The sequence below is a fragment of the Nitrosomonas sp. Nm84 genome (assembly GCF_003201565.1).
Classification (GTDB): domain Bacteria; phylum Pseudomonadota; class Gammaproteobacteria; order Burkholderiales; family Nitrosomonadaceae; genus Nitrosomonas.
Window position 1 is genome coordinate 1 of record NZ_QJJP01000001.1, and the last position, 20,754, is coordinate 20,754.

14 protein-coding genes, 3 tRNA genes and 2 pseudogenes are annotated in these 20,754 nt (G+C 45.7%); 8 read left to right on the forward strand and 11 right to left on the reverse strand.

What is annotated here, in order from left to right; translation table 11 throughout:
• Positions 1–330: 330 nt before the first annotated feature.
• Positions 331–406: transfer RNA gene (locus tag C8R34_RS00005), tRNA-Asn, on the reverse strand.
• 178 nt (positions 407–584) lie between these two features.
• Positions 585–2,216 carry a DNA mismatch repair protein MutS gene (locus C8R34_RS00010; RefSeq protein ID WP_110336605.1) on the reverse strand — a complete coding sequence of 544 codons (1,632 nt, stop codon included), beginning with the start codon at positions 2,214–2,216 and terminating at the stop codon, positions 585–587.
• 130 nt (positions 2,217–2,346) lie between these two features.
• On the opposite strand from C8R34_RS00010, the gene C8R34_RS00015 reads away from it, so the two are divergent.
• The 4 genes from C8R34_RS00015 to C8R34_RS00030 are packed head-to-tail and all read left to right on the forward strand — an operon-like array spanning position 2,347 to position 6,560.
• On the forward strand, positions 2,347–3,495 hold the full coding sequence (locus C8R34_RS00015; RefSeq protein ID WP_110336607.1) for an efflux RND transporter periplasmic adaptor subunit: 1,149 nt from the start codon (positions 2,347–2,349) through the stop codon (positions 3,493–3,495).
• Positions 3,492–4,175 carry an ABC transporter ATP-binding protein gene (locus tag C8R34_RS00020; protein ID WP_110336609.1) on the forward strand — a complete coding sequence of 228 codons (684 nt, stop codon included), beginning with the start codon at positions 3,492–3,494 and terminating at the stop codon, positions 4,173–4,175. Before C8R34_RS00015 ends, C8R34_RS00020 begins: the two co-directional genes overlap by 4 nt.
• Positions 4,162–5,364, forward strand: a complete 1,203-nt coding sequence (locus C8R34_RS00025; protein WP_110336611.1) for an ABC transporter permease — start codon at positions 4,162–4,164, stop codon at positions 5,362–5,364. Before C8R34_RS00020 ends, C8R34_RS00025 begins: the two co-directional genes overlap by 14 nt.
• Positions 5,361–6,560, forward strand: a complete 1,200-nt coding sequence (locus tag C8R34_RS00030; RefSeq protein ID WP_110336613.1) for an ABC transporter permease — start codon at positions 5,361–5,363, stop codon at positions 6,558–6,560. Before C8R34_RS00025 ends, C8R34_RS00030 begins: the two co-directional genes overlap by 4 nt.
• Positions 6,561–6,604: 44 nt before the next feature.
• Here the strand turns inward: C8R34_RS00030 and C8R34_RS00035 are convergent, their stop codons facing one another.
• The 6 genes from C8R34_RS00035 to C8R34_RS00060 all read right to left on the reverse strand — a co-directional run bounded on the left by C8R34_RS00035 (position 6,605) and on the right by C8R34_RS00060 (position 15,496).
• Positions 6,605–9,415, reverse strand: coding sequence for an EAL domain-containing protein (locus tag C8R34_RS00035; protein ID WP_258364283.1), 2,811 nt, complete (start codon positions 9,413–9,415; stop codon positions 6,605–6,607).
• Between the two features lie 123 nt (positions 9,416–9,538).
• Complete coding sequence (locus C8R34_RS00040) at positions 9,539–10,888, reverse strand: OprO/OprP family phosphate-selective porin (RefSeq protein ID WP_258364284.1); 1,350 nt, start codon at positions 10,886–10,888, stop codon at positions 9,539–9,541.
• A 31-nt stretch (positions 10,889–10,919) separates the two neighbouring features.
• On the reverse strand, positions 10,920–11,228 hold the full coding sequence (locus tag C8R34_RS16735; RefSeq protein WP_258364285.1) for a hypothetical protein: 309 nt from the start codon (positions 11,226–11,228) through the stop codon (positions 10,920–10,922).
• A gap of 203 nt (positions 11,229–11,431) precedes the next feature.
• Positions 11,432–12,223 carry a PEP-CTERM/exosortase system-associated acyltransferase gene (locus C8R34_RS00050; RefSeq protein ID WP_110336621.1) on the reverse strand — a complete coding sequence of 264 codons (792 nt, stop codon included), beginning with the start codon at positions 12,221–12,223 and terminating at the stop codon, positions 11,432–11,434.
• Between the two features lie 452 nt (positions 12,224–12,675).
• Positions 12,676–13,911 (reverse strand): pyridoxal-dependent decarboxylase, exosortase A system-associated, encoded by a 1,236-nt coding sequence (locus C8R34_RS00055; protein WP_110336623.1) that lies wholly within the window; start codon positions 13,909–13,911, stop codon positions 12,676–12,678.
• Entirely contained in the window at positions 13,904–15,496 is a 1,593-nt protein-coding gene (locus C8R34_RS00060) for an acyl-CoA ligase (AMP-forming), exosortase A system-associated (RefSeq protein ID WP_110336625.1), read from the reverse strand. The genes C8R34_RS00055 and C8R34_RS00060 overlap by 8 nt, the downstream gene beginning before the upstream one ends.
• Positions 15,497–15,687: 191 nt before the next feature.
• On the opposite strand from C8R34_RS00060, the gene gltX reads away from it, so the two are divergent.
• From gltX to C8R34_RS00075, 3 genes are all read left to right on the forward strand, one after another.
• On the forward strand, positions 15,688–17,079 hold the full coding sequence (gene gltX, locus C8R34_RS00065; protein WP_110337118.1) for a glutamate--tRNA ligase: 1,392 nt from the start codon (positions 15,688–15,690) through the stop codon (positions 17,077–17,079).
• A 53-nt stretch (positions 17,080–17,132) separates the two neighbouring features.
• Positions 17,133–17,208 (forward strand) — tRNA-Ala (locus tag C8R34_RS00070).
• A 44-nt stretch (positions 17,209–17,252) separates the two neighbouring features.
• Positions 17,253–17,328, forward strand: a tRNA-Glu gene (locus tag C8R34_RS00075).
• Between the two features lie 464 nt (positions 17,329–17,792).
• Here C8R34_RS00075 and C8R34_RS16740 read toward each other — a convergent pair.
• A pseudogene (locus C8R34_RS16740) lies at positions 17,793–18,498 on the reverse strand (IS3 family transposase); the annotation flags it as partial.
• Positions 18,499–18,657: 159 nt separating this feature from the next.
• Positions 18,658–18,845, reverse strand: a pseudogene (locus tag C8R34_RS00090) (transposase).
• Positions 18,846–19,135: 290 nt separating this feature from the next.
• Here C8R34_RS00090 and C8R34_RS00095 point away from each other — a divergent pair.
• Complete coding sequence (locus C8R34_RS00095) at positions 19,136–20,044, forward strand: TIGR01777 family oxidoreductase (protein WP_110336629.1); 909 nt, start codon at positions 19,136–19,138, stop codon at positions 20,042–20,044.
• Positions 20,045–20,135: 91 nt separating this feature from the next.
• Here C8R34_RS00095 and C8R34_RS00100 read toward each other — a convergent pair whose 3' ends face one another.
• Positions 20,136–20,699: an elongation factor P gene (locus C8R34_RS00100; protein WP_110336631.1), complete on the reverse strand. Its 564-nt coding sequence runs from the start codon at positions 20,697–20,699 to the stop codon at positions 20,136–20,138.
• Positions 20,700–20,754: the final 55 nt, after the last annotated feature.

Below are 20,754 nucleotides of genomic sequence, written 5' to 3' on the forward strand. Positions count from 1 at the left end.
CTCCGACTAAATGTCGGATATTTAACAATCCTGGGTGGAAACTTTTCAACGCCGATTTACCCAAAATCCCGGTAAGTTTTGCACGCCGATTGACATGACGTATGTTGAAAGATGATATTCGATGAAATGACGTGTGTTTATTTGGATGGTTTGGATATTTTTTGTTAAACCTTACACAAAAGAGAGGCAAAATTTTTTGAGTGCAAATTGATAGCAAACTTTGGGAGTAGAGGGAGATTACACTGAACGAGCTTTTATCTGATTAGTCTACTATACGGCTACTAATACTTGTTATCAGTTTCTTTCTTTTATGTAACTCATTGTTTATTTTGGCTCCCCGACCAGGGCTCGAACCTGGGACCTGCGGATTAACAGTCCGTCGCTCTACCGACTGAGCTATCAGGGAATTGATGAGAGGTGCATGTTAACGTTTTGAAGCTTCTCGGTCAACTATCTGCGTAGAGAATTGTAGCGAACAAATGAATCATCCTGAATTTTAGTACAAGATCTGTCTTGTTTTATATGAAGCTCAGGAGGGTATTCAAGGATTAACGGTTTGAGCTAGTACAGTACAACTGATCTGGTCACTGTTCATTTTGCCTCCCCAGGTGTTCTTCAATATCCTTTTGACTAAATCCAATTGCACTGGCAACACGATCCGCATGACTGACTTTGGATATCCCTTCAATCAAACGATGCGTTGGGCCTTGCGGCATGAATTCCACTTGCAGATACCGACCAATGCCATCACTTTGCAGTCGTTCGCATAATTCGTGGTTATGCGTTACCAGCAGTGTGCTTGCACCCAGTTTATGAAAGCCTTTCAGGATATATTCCGAAATAGTCATTTTTTCTTCAAATGTTGTACCTTCAGATAATTCATCCAACACCACCAAGCTGCGTTGCGTGGAATTAAAAAATATTTCGCGCGTGCGTTTGAGTTCGTGGCCGAAGCGCCCCATCGCGGCGCTGAGTTGGCCTGGATCGGGAACCTGATAATAGATATGCTCTGCCGGCACCAATTGCCCGTGGGCAGCGGGAATATAGCAACCAATTTGTCCCAATAATTGGATCTGTACGATAGTTTTGCAGTAAGCCGTTTTACCACCGCTGTTCGGACCGGTAATGATCAGTACGCGGCCGGCTGGATCCAAGTGGATATCATTTGGCACATAATCCGGGATCACCTTGATCAATAGTGGATTCCTGGCTTGGCTGACGGTCAGCCGATGTTGTTTTTCATCAAGAATCTCCGGTAATGTCTTGTCACCAATACATGCTTTCCCATAGCGATAAAAAGACAGCAATTCGTCAAGCATACCTAATGCCTCCACTGCCCTCGCCAATTCCGGGCTTTCGCGGAATTGCTTTCGTAACGGATAAATGATCGAATCGCGGTCTGAAACACCCATTGCCAGTAGGATAATCGGCAAAACCGGCGCGGTGAGCGCCAGAATGCCATAACCGATATGTGATGCACCGAATTGCGGCATCAACGTATCAAAGAAGAGCAGGATGCCATACGATGCGGAAAAGAAAATCAGCGTCGGTATGATTTTAAGCAACGCAGGTCGGAAACGCGCATAGAGATCCAATGCTGATTTCTCTTTTTTCGTTTTAAACTTGCTGCCGGAAGAATAAACCGGGCCTTGCATTAATGCATAAATACGCGACTGTCCGAAGTCACGGATGGCATCCAGCAGCGTACGCAAATAAGCGGATTGTGGGCGTGGTATTTTTTCGACGCCAGCAACCAAATCCACGGCAAACTGAGTACCATCCTTGTATTGCCGGTAGCCATAACCGCCAAATTCAAGCTTATCTGAACGAGTACTCGGTTCATCGGTAGCCAGGCCGCCTGAAAATTCGCCATACAAAAGATACTTCAATGACCTTTCTCCCGAAACCGCTTTACTCACAAAATGACCCAGCACGCTATATAATTCCGGATTCGATTCAATTTCGCGCAAAGCAATCTGTTTCTGCTGTAACGTTTGCGCATCCTGAACAGGACGGGAGATGGATCGATACAGCGTCAGATATCCTGTTTCTGTTTGGGTACTATCGATCGCGCTAAGTAGCGTCGCCGCTTCTATCGCCTCAAAAGTTTTCGGATCCAGTGCGTCATGATTCGCATCGGTTGGGCGAATATCATCGATAGTCGCGGGTTGATCGGAGTCGGATAAGATGAATTTCTTGCGCCAAATATCAATCATAGGGATAGTTTGTTAAAGGTATTTTTTGTTTTGTGCGTTGCCAACAAGCAGTGCTCATTGAATGTGTAAAATACGCATATTTGAAATGAAACACAATGTCATTTTATTACATACGAGCGCTTAGTTTCAGATGATATCCATCAAAAAACCGCTACGACTAATCGGCTTGATTGCTACGATGAGCGCAATTGCGCTTGCCGGTTGGTATTACACTCGCCCCAAGCCATTGCAAGTGGATTTAGCCACGATCGCTGCAGGCAATGTGGAAGCAACGATTGTCAACACGCGCGCCGGTACGATTAAATCCTGCCAAAGATCCAACCTCGCTCCCATTTCCGGCGGAAAAATCGCCAAAATATGGATAAAAGAAGGCGATCATGTGCAAAAAGATCAGGTTTTGTTGGAACTTTGGAATCAAGATTTACAAGCACAACGTGAATTGGCGCAACGACAACTGACCATGGCACAGGAACGACGCCGTGAAACCTGCATTCTGGCTGAGAATGCCCGGCGCGAATCCGTTCGCACACAACAACTGGTGACGCAAGGCTTTGTTAGTTCACAGCGCGCAGATGATATCAACGCCAACGCACGTTCCCGACAAGCCAGTTGTGAAGCGGCCATCTCCGATATCAAGCGCGCTGAAGCACAAATTCGCGTGTCTCAAGCCGGAATTGATCGCACCGTGATCACTGCACCTTTTTCAGGTGTCATTGGCAAAATCACCGGTGAGTTGGGCGAATTCACTACGCCCTCGCCTCCCGGCATCCCTACGCCACCCACGATAGATCTGATTGATGATCGTTGCTTGTATGCCACAGCACCGATGGATGAAGTCGATGCGCCTAAAATCAAGGTTGGACAAGAAGCTCGTATCACGCTGGATGCCATACCAGGAAAAGTTTTCTCCGGAAAAATCCGGCGCATTGCACCATACGTGACCGAAATCGAAAAACAGGCACGCACTGTGGATATCGAAGTGGATTTCCAGCAAGTACCCGTGGATGCTTTGTTGGTGGGCTACAGCGCGGATGTTGAAGTTGTGCTGGATCGCAAAATCGACGTATTACGTATTCCCACGCAAGCGATACGGCAAAACAACATGGTATGGATGGTAGACGACAACAGCCGGTTAGCGGAACGGCAACTGGAAGTCGGCCTCAGCAACTGGAGTTTTACTGAAATTCGCAGCGGCTTGAAAGCAGGCGATCATGTATTGATTTCATTCGATCACGACAACATCAAGGCTGGTGCTGCCGTACAGTCAAAAACCCAATGATTCGTCTGACAGCCATTACCCGCACATTTTACATGGGTGACCAGACGGTTTATGCGTTGAACAATATTAACCTGCATATCGCTTCGGGTGAATATGTTTCGATCATGGGACCTTCCGGTTCAGGAAAATCCACACTACTGAATATTATCGGCTTACTGGACAAACCTGACAGCGGCAATTATGAATTGGATAACAAGCTGATTACCGATTTGTCGGAAACAGAACAAGCACAGATCCGCCGAGAAAAAATCGGCTTTGTTTTTCAATCGTTTCATCTCGTTCCACGCCTGACCGCTGCAGAAAATATCGAACTACCGTTAATTTTAAGCGGTATGCCGCCCGCGCAGCGGCAACTGCGTGTCAATGATGCCTTGCAAGCATTTGAACTGACACCGCGCGCACATCACCGCCCTTCTGAACTTTCCGGCGGACAACGCCAGCGCGTGGCAATTGCGCGCGCAACCATCATGCGGCCCAGCGTTATCCTGGCGGATGAACCGACCGGCAATTTGGATCATCAGATCGGCGCTGAAGTGATGCTACTGCTGGAAAACCTGCACCATGGCGGTACCACGCTGATCATCGTCACGCATGACCGCGAATTGGGCGCACGCGCACACCGACAGATCGCCATGCGCGACGGCAAGATTTTAACGGATCAAACTGATGACGCTCACTGACACACTGCACACTTCGTTGAAATCCGTGATGAGCTATCGCGTCCGCTCACTGCTGATCATACTGGCAATGGCGCTGGGTGTGGCTGCGGTGGTCGTGCTGACGGCTTTGGGTGACGGCGCTAGAAATTATGTCGTCAACCAATTTTCTTCCATCGGCACTAATTTACTCGTCGTTTTGCCAGGACGCGCGGAAACTTCCGGCGCATTTTTGGGCGCGGTATTAGGCCAGACACCGCGCGATTTGACGTTAAAAGATGCACAATTGCTGGGTCGGTTACCGCAAGTCCGTCGCTATGCGCCACTCAATGTCGGCGCTGCGGAATTATCTGCCGCCAATCGCCTGCGCGAAGTCACCGTGCTGGGTAGTACCGCTCATTTGATACCCATTCGACATATGAAGCTGGCGCAAGGAAGCTTTCTGGCACACGGCACCGAACGTAGCGCCCAAATCGTTTTGGGTGTAAAGATAGCCAATGAATTCTTCCCTCGCAGTCAAGCCGTTGGTCAACGGGTTCGATTGGGTGATAGTCGCTTTCTGGTATCCGGCGTTTTAGCATCCCAAGGCGAATCGATGGGCTACAATACCGATGAAATCGTCATCATTCCCATTGATTACGCACAGGCGATGTTCAATACCACGTCGTTATTCCGTATCCTGGTAGAAGCCAAAAGCCACAGTGAAATTGAATCCGCCAAGCAAGCCATTTTAGCCAGCTTGCGGCAAAGTCATGACGGCGAAGATGACGCTACCGTCATTACGCAGGATGCCATTCTCAACACTTTTGACCGGATTCTGCATGCACTGACGTTGGCTGTTGCCGGAATTGCAGCAATCAGCCTGCTTGTCGCCGGGATTTTGATCATGAATGTGATGCTGGTTGCAGTAAACCAACGTACCGAGGAGATCGGCTTGCTGAAAGCCATCGGCGCCACGTCCACTGACATCCACCGCTTATTTTTTGCTGAAGCCGTATGGTTGACATTGGTCGGTGCCATACTAGGATTTTTATTAGGAGAATTCGGTAGTTTGTTGCTGCGTCTGACATACCCGCAACTTCCCGCCTGGGCGCCCGCCTGGGCTGCGATCGCAGGCATCAGTGTCGCACTCGTGACCGGCATTCTGGCAAGCATACTCCCTGCAAGTCAGGCGGCGCGATTGGATGCCGTGCAAGCGCTAAGCAAGAAATGAACCTGACCGATACCTTCCGATTTGCTTTTCGTTCGCTGACAGCGCATCGTTTGCGCACCCTATTATCGGCATCGGGAATTGCTGTGGGAATTGCGGCGGTTATTCTCCTGACCGCGATTGGTGACGGTGTGCAGCGTTTTGTGTTATCGGAATTCACGCAATTCGGCACCAATATCGTCAATATCAACCCTGGAAAAATCCATACCCATGGCGGTTCATTGGGTGCCATCGGTAGTGCGCGATTGCTGACGATAGAAGATGCCATGGCACTCAAACAAAGTCGCTATGCGCAATACACCAATGCCAATGTAGTCGGCAATGCAGAAATCCGCGCGCAAGGCCGCAGTCGGCGCGTAACTGCTTACGGACAAGGACCGGATTTCGCCAAAGCATTCAACATGCAAGTCGAGATCGGGCAATTTCTGCCACATGATGATCCGCGTAATCCGCGTGCGTATGTGGTGCTGGGTGCAAAAGTGCGCACCGAATTATTTGGTGCTATCAATCCGCTGGGGGCGTTGCTGCAAATAGGCGGATCGCGCTTCCGGGTCATCGGTGTGATGGCATCCAAGGGTCAAGTACTCGGTTTTGATCTGGACGACACGGTTTTTATGCCTACAACTCGTGCATTGGAGGTATTCAACCGGCAAGGCGTGATGGAAATCAATTTTTCCTATTTCTCCGATGCACCGATACAAGCGGTAGTCGACGATATTCAGCGCATCCTCGTGGCACGGCATGGGCGCGTGGATTTTACCATCACACCGCAAAAACAAATGCTCAGTACCTTATCCACGGTATTGAATGTATTAAAGTTTGCGGTCGCCGCATTAGGAGGTATTTCCTTGCTGGTCGGTGCAGTTGGCATGGTGACGCTAATGCATATCGCGGTTTCGGAGCGGGTATCAGAAATCGGCCTGCTTACCGCATTAGGTGCGACGCGCGCGCGTATTCGCATCATATTTTTATTGGAATCCACTGCGCTCTCCACGGTTGGTGGCCTGATAGGATTAATTGTCGGTGCAAGTATTGCAGGTCTGCTCAAACTGCTGATTAGCGGCTTGCCTGTCAATATTCCATGGGATTATGTACTGGGTGCTTTATGTGTATCGATTCTGATTGGTCTTGCAGCCGGTGTGATACCGGCTATGCGCGCTGCAAACTTAAACTCGGTTGATGCATTGCGCACAGAATAACAATGTATTGCGTTTTGTTGTGTAGTCCATCCATCATTTCCAGATCAATCGTCAGCGCTATTTTGTGCTGCTAGAAATTCACGTGCCGGCGATGGCTTTCCGATGTAATACCCCTGTGCGTAATCAATATCCAGTTTTTCAATCAATGAGAATATTTCAGCATTTTCAACAAATTCTGCCGTGATTCTCTTACCAAAACCTCTGGCGACGCTGCATAGCGCATTGACTAGAATCAGATCATCACTGCTTTCAGATAAATTGCGTATGAATGAGCCGTCGATTTTTACAACATCAACCGGTAATTCTCTTAAGTAATAAAACGACGAGAAACCGACACCGAAATCATCCAGCACAAAACCGCAACCCAATTCCTTAATCTCTCTCATCAGCCCGCGCGCACCAGGCAAATCTTCTAGTGCTGCGGTTTCGGTTATCTCAAACATTAAATTTTCCGGATTGATTCGGTGCTGCGCCAGTTGTTGTTTGAGGATCGGCAATAATTCAGGATCATTGAAAGCATGTGCGGATAAATTGATGGAGAAATTAGCCAAGTGTCCTGCTTGATAAATCTTGGCGGCCTGTGCAATCGATTTGCGCAACACCATATGATCAATAGCGTGAATTAACCCGGTATGCTCCGCAGCGGGGATAAAATCGGCAGGTGAACGAATTGTGCCATCGGTGTCCTGCATTCGCAGCAGTACTTCGTAGTGTGAAACTTGCTTCGATTTGACTGTCATGATGGGTTGCAAGTACAGCATGAAATTATCATGCAAATGCGAGTATTCGATCTTTTCTTTCCAGTAAACCAATGTGTGAATACGTTCACGGCTACGATCATTATCCGAGAATAAATACCAAGCATTGCGCCCCATTGCTTTTGCCTGATACATGGCAAGATCAGCAGCAGCCAGCAAATCATGGATATTAGCACCATGCTCGGGAAACAAGGCAATACCAATGCTGGCGGAGATTTTATGGGTGCGATTATTAATGGTTAATTGCGCCTGATCCAATTGATTCAGCACTTTTTTGGCGACTTCGATCGCGCCATCGGCATTGATTTCCGGCAAGATGATGGCAAATTCGTCACCCCCTAAACGGCCGGTAATATCATCGGTGCGAATGGTTTGCGCCAGCATGCCCGCAACGATTTTAAGCAGTGTATCGCCGGCTTGATGTCCGCTGGTGTCATTCACATATTTGAAGCGATCCAAATCAAAGAATAACAAAGCACCCGGATGTCGATACCGCTCCGCCCGGCTTAGCACCTGCTCCAGCTCTTCGCTGAAACGCCGCCGATTAAACATGTTAGTCAGCGGATCATGATCCGCCAACCAGGCTAAGTGACCTTCAACTCGTTTGTATTCAGTAACATCTAAACCGACTGATAAAATGGATGGATCTTCTTCAGAATTCCGACTCAGGTGCGAATGCAGCCAGGCAACATGACGCGTTGCGCCATCTTTACAGTGTGTAATCGCTTCATGACGAAGCTGCATTTTCTGTCCTGCATGAACTTCTTTAAAACGCGCCAGCGAATCTTGCGATTCGAATTCAGGAATCAATACATTTAGAAAGGGTTTACCCAATAACTCCCTTTCTGTGTAACGCGTTAGCATTTCTCCATACGCATTGAGTGAAATGATCTTACCTTCTGAATTTTGTGTCAAAACGATTGCCTGCGCCGTATCCAGCAGATTTTTCACAAAATCCCTTTCCTTGCTCAGCTCATCCCGCTGCTCGATAAGCATTTTAGTGCGGGTGGAAACCTTTAGCTCTAATTTTTCCAACTGCACAGACAGCGTAACCGCAGCCTCGGATAGCGTATCAATTTCATCACTAAACCGTTGCGCCCGATCAGTTGAAGCCAGCGATAAGCGGAAATTTTCAAACTGCCCATTCGCAAGCAACGGAAGTGCAAATGCAACATTTTTTAAGCGCGACAGCAAGCGGGTAAAAATCAGGAATAATAAAATTTCAGAGATAATCAGGCCAAGCAAACCAATTAACGCAATTTTCCAAATCGACGCATGAATATTATTCACCGTAGCCGTAACATCTGTGATGACAACCAAATTCGCATTATCAGGCTCGATTGAATCTAAAGGAAATAACTTTACCTGCTGATATAAGTCATGCCAGTTAACCTGGATACTTTCATTCAGCACATCGATATCAGGGTATAGCTGCGAAACTGTTTTGAGAATTTGAGAATTCCGTTCCCGGTCAGTCAGTGCGGAGATTTGAAAATCCCATTGCAACGCATCGGTATCATCTTGAAGTAACAGATTACCCCGTTTCTTGATCAACAAGCCGATATCAGCACCAAATATCCGCTTGAAGGCTAAAAGTACATCCGCTAATGAAATACCCAATACCACTACGCCGACTTTCTTTCCTTCCACCAATAACGGTGCAACGATAAATTGTATACAACTATCTCTACACAGTAAGGGATTGATTGGTTGTTCTGAGCGATTAACATCACTGACCCAACTCAGCAATAAATTTTCATCATCGATATTCGATTCTAAATTGCCCCAGCCCGCATTCAGCTGATTGGATGAATTATAAAAATGTGCGAATTCAACACCATTATGAAATTGTAATAATGCCCAGTGTTGATCAAAAATCTTACTAATACTCTCACCATCGCTCGTTCGCAACGCATTCTTCATACCGTCCAGAAATGGCACTATCTCGGCGAGACGATATAAACTTTGTGAGGTATTTTTAATTAAATTATCGATTTCTCTTGAGTAACGCCTGTTATCAGTATCCTGTTGATTATCAAAATTGGCCATTAAACTTAAATAGCTCACAAAGCAAAACAGCGTGACAACGGCAAGCAATATCAGGCTGCTGCTCAGTGAAATCTTCCACCTTAAGCTCCGGAATTTTGTCTCTTTGCGATCATGAGTCAAGTGAATTTTTTCCAATTTATAACTCGGAATTTTTGTTCATTAAAACCTTGCTTAGAAGCGAAAAGAAGCCTGGATTGCGTACAGATCCCAATGCTGGCTTAGCGGGCCTTCACTTGCTGGATTGTCTAATCTCGAAAGCCATCCGGTTCCATTGACGTGATGGTATTCGGCACGCAACATGAACTCGGGCGTAACGTTCCAGCGCAAACCTACCATGATATCCTTGGCAAAACGGGAATGCGCAGGAGCGATCCCGCCAACGTTATGCGCAAACTTGCTGCCATTCCGATCTGATCTATCGGTAAAGAGAGCATCATAACGCACAATAGCTTCCCATTTTGGAGTAAAACGATACTCACCTTGAAAGTAATAGCTCTCGCCATAAAAATTTTGGTTATCGAGCAGATGATAACCATTTGGCAGTACCAAATTAAAATTATTATCATATTTAAAATGACGAATTGCATACTCAGAGGTCAGCGTCCAGCGTTCCGCGTTATATTGAGCGGAAAAAATAACCGGAGTGAATTGCAAGGCGCCGGGACCCAACCTATCATTATGGCTGATGCTAGGATCATAGGATGTATTTAACCATATGCCACTGACACCCAGACGAAGTCGTTTATCATTCGTTTCAAAAATTGCACGACCAATATACGAAACTTCGCGATTTAATTGTCCTACCCGTACACCTGCAAGCAGCGAACTTTCCGTATCCCTGTCATTGACGACTGGCAGCGTTACCCCAAATTGGGTAGAAACTGTACCCAAATTGAATAATGTTGTGTCACCGTAGAGCTGCACGGAATCACTCGAAAGACCTAAATTACGCGTACGATCAAAATAAATCGATTGTGGTAACAGAATGCCCGGACGAGTAAACGCCACATCTCGCGTATCATTATAAAAACCAAATGGATTCTTCAACCGGCCAACGCGTATACCAAACTGATTCACTTCCTGAGAGAACAGTCGGTAATCCAAAAAGCCATAATCAAGACGTGGCGTGCCGGTATTTCCTTCACCTGCACGACGGGATAGCACCTGTGCTGATAACTGCAACCTAGGCAATGGCCGTACTGAAGCATTGAGTCCAGCCTCTGTGAGGCCAAATCTACCACCATCATCACTGTTGCCAAATACGTCATTATCAGAGGTTAAGATATATGCTTGGCTAGCAAAACCATGAATCTGGAGATCTCCGGGAAGCTCTGTCGTGCGCCACCAATTTAACGCCGAACTTATCGCACCAGGCTTTTTCTTAGCTTCAGCAGATTCAGTCGCTTGCGCCGGCAACTCTGATGTTTGCAGCCTAGTGGGCGACTGAATGGATTCGGGTTCCTTCCGCGGTTGATTAGGCTGTTGCGCCTGAGCAGAGAAGCTTCCGATAAGCGATAGCAAAACCAATCGCCTAACCGTCCATCTCAGTAAGCTACTTAATTTGGAGCACGTTAACATTTTCACTAATATTTGCTCTCCATAAATAACCTATCGCTCCAGGTGTACTAGCAACCTTGGCAAGCATTTCTTCACTTGAATTTACTTTGATGGGTGCTTGACCAGTCCCTGAAAATACCAGCCGGTCCCACATGGACCTTAATTGATAAGGAAATACGTTTAATTTTTCCTTGGAAAAACTTTGATGCAGTTGATCATCATCGGGTAGTACAAAAACCCTGATTTTAGTTCCATCAGGCCAAGTTTTTAAATGCATACTGAAGATAGAACGTAACGAATTCACCGAGAGCACTTTCTCGCCGACTCCTGGATAAGTAACAATCGCATAATCATTATCCGCCCGGACTTCGGTCTTTACACATAACACGCATATTAATAAAACGTAATAGAAATATGCCTTAACCCTAGGCAAACAATATCTTGAAAATTGTATTCGTATTAAGAATTGAAGTAGATTCAAAAAATAAGTTCCTAATTCAATACTTTTTATGGGTTGGTGAGAACGAATTGATTATATTTGCCATAATCTGTCACAACTTCCCAAGCATCGTGATGCTCTTTGTACATTCTGTTTAATACGTCGCCTATCTTTGCGAAATAAGGTCGACGCTGGCCGTGATATTCGACAAGGGGGCCAATTGCATTTAATTCCAAACCATAATAGCCTAGTAGTCTATTTAAAGCAGGATCCATAACTGACAACCAAATATTGATTTTCTGTTCAGCGCTTAAACGCACGATACCTGCTGCAAGTAATAAGGCTAGAGGAGGCGTTAACCGACGGTCTCGACGGTCTGCGGATCGCCTTTCTCTGATATCCGTATTTCCTTCTTTATTCTCTGTTTTTTCTACTCTACGATCAATTTCGTCTATATTGCGATCTCCTCTTCGCCGCTGAAACTGACTCGTAATAACAAAACGAGAAATTTCACCAGCTTGATGCCGTGGTAATGTTTTAATATCGCAGAGTGTTGGATCTAATTGACCATACAATTCAATCGGAAATAATTTCTCGGGTTGTATCGGATTCGGGATTATCAAACGCACCGTACCAATAAAATTTCCAGATGGCAGGTGCCGCAAAAGAACATGAAGAGAATGATTGTCATAATCGTCTTTTTCCAATTCATCCGGATAAAGTGATGCATCAAATCCGGGGAGACGTTGTTCGATACACAATACTTGATAGCGAAGTTTATAGGCACTCTCAAGTAACTCAGGCGTATCAACTACCACAACTTCAAAATATTTCTGGAAGTTTAAATATAAATCATTCATAGAATCACCCAGTTTAGCTCTGCAACAATAAAATCTCTATTTGAACAATCACTCCAAGCGCATTCTCTCATCAAAAAACAAGAATTGCAGCCAGTTACTTATGCACAGCAGAAATATAAACTAGACCACTTTTATTACATGTATGAATAAACATAAAAACATTGCCCTATTTCTTCTTCTCATTGGAGTTTCTTTCCTTGCCATTCCATATTGCCAGAAAGTTAATTCCATGGTCGAATAAATACTTTTCCATTCAATAACTAATGCAGACTAATTATATTAGTCATTTAAGGTGAATATTCAACTGATCATTATTAATTAGTAGAAAGAATTACAACAAAAATGCAAATCTGTACACAATAAACAACACATACCCTGAAACACTTGATCGTGATTGAATCAGAGGTACCGCACAATATTTGATAGAAACCTATCATTCATAGCGCAACAGACTACACCAACACTTCCATTGGCACTGGGTGATTAAGAAATGCAGTTGGACTAGCTGTCAAGCCATAAGCGCCTGACTGTAATACAACAACCAGATCACCCACCGAGGCTTTAGTGATCTGCATCTGCTCTGCCAGGATATCCAATGGCGTGCACAGCGGTCCTACGATTGAGACAATCTCCTTTTCAGCGCTTTGCACCTTATTTCCGATGATAACAGGATAATTTTTTCGAACCACTTGACCAAAGTTACCCGAAGCAGCCAAGTGATGATGCAAACCGCCATCGGTCACCAAAAAAACCTGCTCGCGCGATAACTTCCGTTCCAGAATACGGCAGACATAAATCCCCGCTTCCGCCACCATATATCGTCCCAATTCAATCGCAATCCGGGTGTCCGGCAATTGCCGTTTTACTTCCGGCATCAGACGCTGCAAATTCTCACCAATGGCAGGCAGATCCAGTGCTTGGTTTCCAGGAAAATAGGGAACGCCAAAACCGCCGCCGATATTTAGCAAGCGCACGGCTGATGGCGCATGCTCAGCAACTCTGACAGCAAGCTCAAAAGTTTTTGCATGCGCCTCACCAATCGCTGCTGCATTCAAGTTCTGAGAACCGCTAAAAATATGAAAACCAACAAAATCTAATCCCATCGCACCTAATCGCATGAGCATATCAGGTACGCGCTCGGCATCTACACCAAATGGCTTAGACCCACCACCCATTTTCATTCCGGAAGATCTGAGTTCAAAGTCTGGGTTAACGCGGATCGCCACTTTTGGAGTGATGCCTAAGCTTTCGCCCGTTTGCGCGATCAATTCCAATTCCTGCGCGGATTCGACATTCAAAACAACACCGGCAGCGATAGCGCTGCTCAGTTCATGCATTTTTTTTCCTGGTCCGGCAAAACTGATGCTACCCGGCGGCAGAATTGTATCCAATGCAATTTTCATTTCCCCGACGGAAGCGACATCCATGCCATCCACCAGTCCCGCCAAGTGCTGCACCACTGCCGGCATAGGATTAGCTTTCATCGCGTAATGCAACAGAATCTCCGGCGGCAAATGCCGACGCAACAAGGCAATCCGCTCGGTGATTTTTTGCCGGTCATAGGCATAAAAAGGCGTAGTGCCTACTCGCTGCGCCAATCGGGTCAGCGCAACACCGCCTATATACAGGCAATCATTTCGTATCGGAAATTGCACAAACGGGGCATGTTTTGGGAGTGAATCACGCATTGTCTTTGATATGCTCCGTAAATAAATGTCGCATTTCCTGTAACAATAACTTGCGGTCTATTTTACCGTTCGGGTTGCGTGGCAAATCACCTTCACGCACATCAATATGATGCGGCAACATATAAGCAGGCAAGCAATGTTTGCATGCCGCCATCAAAGTATCGATATCCACCGTAATATCATTGCGTGCGACAACAATCACGACAATCGCTTGTCCCAGCACGGCATGCGGAACACCCAGAGCAACCGCTTCTATGACACATTCCGTTGCATAAATAACTTCTTCTATTTCTGTCGGGCTGACCCGATAACCCGAGGTCTTGATCATCTCATCACGACGTTCAATAAAATACAAAAATCCCTCATCATCCATGCGTACGGTATCACCCGACCATGCCGCGATTTCGGCAATAGACAATCCGGCTTGCGCCTTGATCGGTTTAAAACGCATTGCCGTTTTTTCGATATCATTCCAATAACCCAGCGACACTAAAACACCCCGGTGCACCAATTCGCCGGGCTCACCCGGCACGCAGTGCGAGCCATCTTCACGTAATACCAGTATCTCCGCATTCGGTATCGCTTTACCCATAGAATCAGGATGCCGGTCGATTTCCTCCGGCGCCAGATAGGTGGAACGAAAAGCTTCGGTAAAACCATACATCAGGAAAATTTGTGTAGCCGGCAATGCGATACGTAACTGATTTAATGTCGTACCCGGCATGGCACCACCCGAACTGGTGATATAGCGCAATGATGATATCTCCCCCCAATTCAGTTGTGCCAATTGGATCCATAGCGGCGGCACTGCTGCAAGGCCAGTGATTTGTTGTTCTTTTATTGTATTGATAATGTCGCGCGGCAACAGATAATTCATTAGAATATTCGTTGCACCCACATAAAAAGCCGTTGTTAGTTGACTCAATCCATAATCGAAGCTCAGCGGCAGTACAGTCAGAATGCGATCATCCGGTCGGTTCCGCAAATACTGCGCGACACTTTTTGCACCGGCCACCAGATTACGATGCGAAAGTACAACTCCTTTGGGTTTACCGGTGCTGCCTGAAGTATAAATAATCGCAGCCATATCGCTATCGATTGTGCAGACTGATGCTGCGATTTTGTGCGCAGCATCAATTGTTCTCCAGTCGACGATGAGAAATCCGACAATGGTTGGCAAATCGTCTTTGGCATCCGTCACGACAATCGTATGCAAATCATGGCAAAACAGCAAAACCGCTTGCAATACCTTCAAGCGTTCCCGCGAGGTAATCAGTATTCTCACATTGCAATCCGTCAGGATATAAGCCACCTGCTCAGGTTTCAATACCGGATTGACCGGCACAAACACGCCACCTGCCGCCGCTGCAGCAAATAGCGCAATCACCGTCTCAAAACGTTTCTCAAGATAAACAGCGACACGCTCACCACGATTTAATCCCAATGCATGTAAACCACTTGCTTTTGCTGCAACTTCTTCAGCCAAAGTTGCATAGCACATATGTTGACCTTGATATGACAAGGCCTCAGCAGCAGGCAGTCGCTCAGCAGTTGTAAAAATTAGATCATGGATTAAGTCAGTCATTGATAAAGCAGATCACCGTTATATACATGGAAAAATCAACCGGAGTGAAATTATTAACAATTATAGTCAGCTTTGAATAGTATCCTTTAGCCATTAATACAACATCAAATGATGATGAACACCGCCTCTGCAGAATCGCGTAAACTATCGTTTTTCTTCAGCTCGGCATAATAGTTGACACAATAATCATGATGGTACGTACACGATTTGCACCCAGTCCAACCGGTTATCTTCACATTGGCGGCGCACGCACCGCACTTTTTTCCTGGGCTTACGCGCGTCGGCATGGCGGCAAGTTTATTCTACGCATTGAAGATACTGATCAAGAACGCTCAACTCAGCAATCCACACAGGCAATTCTTGATGGCATGGCATGGCTGGGGCTGGAATATGACGAAGGTCCATTCTATCAAATGCAACGATTACAGCGCTACCACGAAGTCGCCGAGCAATTATTACGAAATAATCAGGCTTATCATTGCTATGCGACTAAAGAAGAACTCGATGACATGCGTGAGCGACAATTAGCTGCAGGCTTAAAGCCGAGATACGATGGCCGCTGGCGTGACTCAACACAAACACCACCTGCTGGAGTAAAACCGGTCATTCGGTTCAAAAACCCATTAGAAGGCTATGTTACGTTCAATGACCAGATCAAGGGCCGCATCAGTGTTGCCAATCATGAACTCGATGACTTGGTACTGTTACGAAGTGATGGAATCCCTACGTATAATTACAGCGTTGTACTTGACGATCTCGATATGAATATCAGTCATGTCATACGAGGCGATGATCACGTTAATAATACGCCACGACAGATCAATATTCTCAAAGCACTCAATGCATCGTTGCCAGAATATGCACACGTTCCCATGATCCTAGGTTCCAATGGTGAACGTTTATCCAAGCGCCACGGTGCCGTCTCAGTGACTCAATATCGTGATGATGGCTATTTACCGGAAGCTTTATTGAATTACCTGGCAAGGCTTGGCTGGTCACATGGCGATGAAGAAATATTCAGCCGGGAAGAATTGATCGAATGGTTTGATTTATCATCAATTAGTCGCTCCCCTGCGAAATTCAACCCAGAGAAACTGCATTGGATTAATCAGCAATATCTTAAAAAAACTGATAACTCACGTTTGGCTCAATTGGTCGTGCCCTTCCTTAATAAAGATAATTGTCATGTTTCTGGTGGCCCCAATTTGACGCATGTTGTCAATTTATTAAAAGAAAGAGTGAATACCATCGAAGAATTGGCAAACGCAGCAGTTTACTTTTATCGTCCACTAGACCCAACCGATGAACTGAAAGCGCAATACCTTAATTCGGAAACAAAATCTCTTTTAGCTGATTTAATTGAGAAACTGAATCATATTGAATGGACGCGCGAATCAATTCATCATGAAATAAAAACAGCAGCCAAGAATCATGATGTTAAGTTGCCGAAGATCGCAATGCCGCTGAGGGTGATGGTAACCGGAGAAGTACACACTCCTTCAATTGATGCAGTATTGGAACTACTGGGCCGTGAAGAAACACTTGCTCGTATCAATAATCGTCTCAGCAAATTTCCAGATTGATCTTTTCTTTACAATAAATCATGGCATCAGTATAATCGCTGTTCCTTTGATTAGGGGGTATAGCTCAGCTGGGAGAGCGCTTGCATGGCATGCAAGAGGTCAGCGGTTCGATCCCGCTTATCTCCACCAGTTTATCATTGCTAGTGAAGCTATAACGATATAAACATGAATTAGTCCCCATCGTCTAGAGGCCTAGGACATCGCCCTTTCACGGCGGTAACACGAGTTCGAATCTCGTTGGGGACGCCAATAAAAACAAGGAGTTATAAAAAATTTATATCTTTTTTGTTTCCCATGCGTAATCCGTGCGTAATCTATGAAGGCAAAAGTTCATGCCTTCAAAATCGAAACTAGCGTAAAAATAATCAAAATTTTTAAAATAAATTGGGATTAATGGCGAAAATTGTCGCTGTCAATGTGGGCAATGCAAAACTTGCCTACAATCCATCCAATCCTCGCCTCCGTCAGTACAAACGATATATTACCTATAAATAGAACACGACTAAGTTCCAGCCCTGCTTGTTACACCTTGGTGTATAAAGCTGATACCTGGATTTTAGCCATGTTTTTTCCAATTATTACTTAGATATAATTGACTGAATTCAATCCGGTATATCCAAAATCCTGGTTTTCAGAACTGTATACTTTTCTCTTTGCGGATGATCTGCAGTAGAAGTGGCCTCACTGGATTGGACAGTTTTTTGCATTGCAGGCAGGTTATTGAAGTAGAACTCATTTGGTGTTTTGTCGTCAAACGCGGTGTAAGGTCTGTTTTGGTTGTAGAACACGAAATATTTCTCTAGGCCTTGTTTTGCATCACATACGCTGTCGTAGGCGTGCAGATATACCTCTTCGTATTTAACGCTCTTCCAAAGCCGTTCGACAAATACATTATCACGCCAGCTATCCTTGCCGTCCATACTGACCTGAGTACCGTTATCCTTTAGCAGCCCGGTGAATTCCAAGCTGGTGAATCGGCAACCTTGGTCAGTATTGAAAATATTCGGTTTGCCATGCATGTTTATGGCTTCTTGCACAGATTCAATGCAGAAGTCGACAGTCAGGGTGTTAGATAATCGCCATGACAGCACCCGACGGCTTGCTCAGTCGATACGGCGAACAGATAAACGAAGCCACGTTTCATTGGAATGTACGTGATATCTGCTGCCCAGGCATGGGAGCGGGTGATGGACAAATTGCGTAACCGATGCGGATAGACTGGATACGCCTGATACCGCTTGCTGGTGCTGGGCTTGCGGTAGATTGCGTGAATTCCATTCGCTTCATCAGCGTGGATACACGACGCTGGCCGAATAAACTTCCTTCACGTTTGAGCATTTTGGCCCCTGCAAAGGGATGGTTCAGAAGCAATTCGTCTATCCGGCGCATCAGTGCAAGCACTTGTGCTGAGAGTTTCTTTGTTCGTCATGCCTATTTTCTTGGGGCAAACGATCCATACAAATCGCTGAAAACCACACTAAAAGCCGAGATCAATCAGGAAGCTTGGAATTCGCTGAACAGTACAATATATCCCGGCCTTTTGATAAGCCCAAAAAGGACGCATCTCCGTGAAGGTTATCAATCACCTGGGCGATGAGGTGATGAATGTAGCCTATTACCTGCGATACTCGAACATTTCGGCGGTATACTTATACACATATGAATATGATCTAGCATCAAATACCCTTCCAATATTTCGCACCCCTTTTGCTATGCCAAATCATGCAGCACTTCCCTAGATGCTTACGTATCACTCCAAATATCATCCTCTTTCGTTTCTTCGGAATAAATACTACGTGATACTTACAATCCCATGTCGTATGCGTCACCCTCTGTAATCTCTCATTTGATTCTCCTAGCTTTTGGTCAAGCTAAAAGAATCAAGGTGACCGTTTCTCCCGATCAAACCTTTATCATTCCCTCGGCATAGCCGGGGGATTACCTTATTTATTTACTATTTTGATTGAAAAGTGCACACTGATAAAGATCCACTTACACAAAATGTAGAACATTACTAAGTATTAACCGATCAGTTTTGAAATGAGTCATAGAAAAAATGAACATACTCATAACTGGCGCGACAGGGTTCATTGGCCGGCACCTTGTACAGCGTCTAAAGCAAGATCACCATACGATCAAGGTGCTTAGCCGGAATGCTGTGCAGGCTAGCCAAAAGCTAGGCGTGTCGGCGTATGATTGGAACTATGCCTATGAGGAAGTGCCTGCCGAAGCACTGAAAAATATCCAAATAATCATTCATTTGATGGGTGAAAATCTGGGTAATGGTCGGTGGACAGTCCAGCGCAAACACGAGATCTATGATTCGCGCATTGTAAGCACTCGTAAGCTGGTAGCAGCAGCGCCTTCCAGCCTGAAATGTTTTATCTGCGCTTCAGCGATTGGCATTTATCCCGGCCATGGCGATGAAACTTATGATGAATCCTATGCAGTACCTGAACAGGGAAATTTCATGCAAACCATCTGCCGTGATTGGGAAAAAGAAGCCGCGGCGATTGAAAGCAAAGGAATACGCCGGGTGAGCATTCGCACCGGCATTGTATTGGGGGATGGCGGCATGCTGGCAAAGCTCTTGCCCATATTTAAACTGGGATTAGGTGGACCTGTCGGCGATGGGTGCCAATGGTTGCCGTGGATTCATATTGACGACCTGGTCTCAGCGTACGTGGCCGCTGCTGTGGATACGCGTTATCACGGCGCGGTGAATGTCGTTTCACCCAATCCGGTACGATTCAATGACTTTGCGACCGCGCTCGGCAAAGCGCTCCATCGGCCCGCATTCTTTCCAACTCCGGCTTTTGTTTTGAAACTGGCATTAGGAGAAGCCGCTGCACTGGCGCTCAATAGCTATCGCATCGTACCCACTCAGTTGCTGCAAACATGTGGCTTTGAATTCAAATTTACTCAGCTATCAGCCACACTGGATGATTTATTCGGAAAAAGCTAAATACAGCCACATAATGCGTGGAAGTACTCGCGCTTACTCATGATTCAATAAAAAAAGCGGCTAACGCCGCTTTTTTAGACCCGAACATGCATCAAACCCGTTTTCTGAATTCATTGTTATGCGGATCGATCTCAATCTTGTCGCCAATTTCCACAAAACCAGCCACTGGAATTTCAAATCCTGTTCCGACAAGCCGCGCCGGTTTCATGATTTTTCCCGTGGTATCCCCTCTCACCGCAGGCTCTGTGTATTCAACTTCGCGCACAATCGTGTTGGGTAATTCAACGGAAATCGCTTTGCCATCATAAAAGGTTACCTGACAAACATCTTCCATGCCATCGATCAAATAATTCAGAACGTCCGGCATATTATCAGCTTCCACTTCAACCTGGTTATAGTCGGCATCCATGAAAACATACAACGGATCGGCAAAATAGCTGTACGTGCAGTCTTTGCGATCCAGTACAACCAGTTCGAATTTTTCATCGGCTTTGTAAACACTTTCGGTCGTCGTGCTGGAAAATAAGTTTTTAAGTTTCATTTTGACCACCGATGCATTACGGCCAGATTTGGTAAATTCCGCCCGCTGCACGACCATGGGATCATTACCAACCATTACGACGTTACCTGAGCGTAGTTCCATTGCGGTTTTCATAGTTCAATTCCAGAATTTTAGTTAAAAGCAAAAATGATGTTGTTGAATAAAACCC

Coding starts and splice junctions, on each gene's coding strand:
- C8R34_RS00050 (WP_110336621.1), bottom strand. CDS start 12,223: ATGAATGATTTATATTTAAACTTCCAGAAATATTTTGAAGTTGTGGTA.
- C8R34_RS00100 (WP_110336631.1), bottom strand. CDS start 20,699: ATGAAAACCGCAATGGAACTACGCTCAGGTAACGTCGTAATGGTTGGT.
- C8R34_RS00095 (WP_110336629.1), top strand. CDS start 19,136: ATGAACATACTCATAACTGGCGCGACAGGGTTCATTGGCCGGCACCTT.
- C8R34_RS00030 (WP_110336613.1), top strand. CDS start 5,361: ATGAACCTGACCGATACCTTCCGATTTGCTTTTCGTTCGCTGACAGCG.
- C8R34_RS00020 (WP_110336609.1), top strand. CDS start 3,492: ATGATTCGTCTGACAGCCATTACCCGCACATTTTACATGGGTGACCAG.
- C8R34_RS00060 (WP_110336625.1), bottom strand. CDS start 15,496: ATGACTGACTTAATCCATGATCTAATTTTTACAACTGCTGAGCGACTG.
- C8R34_RS00025 (WP_110336611.1), top strand. CDS start 4,162: ATGACGCTCACTGACACACTGCACACTTCGTTGAAATCCGTGATGAGC.
- C8R34_RS00010 (WP_110336605.1), bottom strand. CDS start 2,216: ATGATTGATATTTGGCGCAAGAAATTCATCTTATCCGACTCCGATCAA.
- C8R34_RS00015 (WP_110336607.1), top strand. CDS start 2,347: ATGATATCCATCAAAAAACCGCTACGACTAATCGGCTTGATTGCTACG.
- C8R34_RS00055 (WP_110336623.1), bottom strand. CDS start 13,911: ATGCGTGATTCACTCCCAAAACATGCCCCGTTTGTGCAATTTCCGATA.
- gltX (WP_110337118.1), top strand. CDS start 15,688: ATGGTACGTACACGATTTGCACCCAGTCCAACCGGTTATCTTCACATT.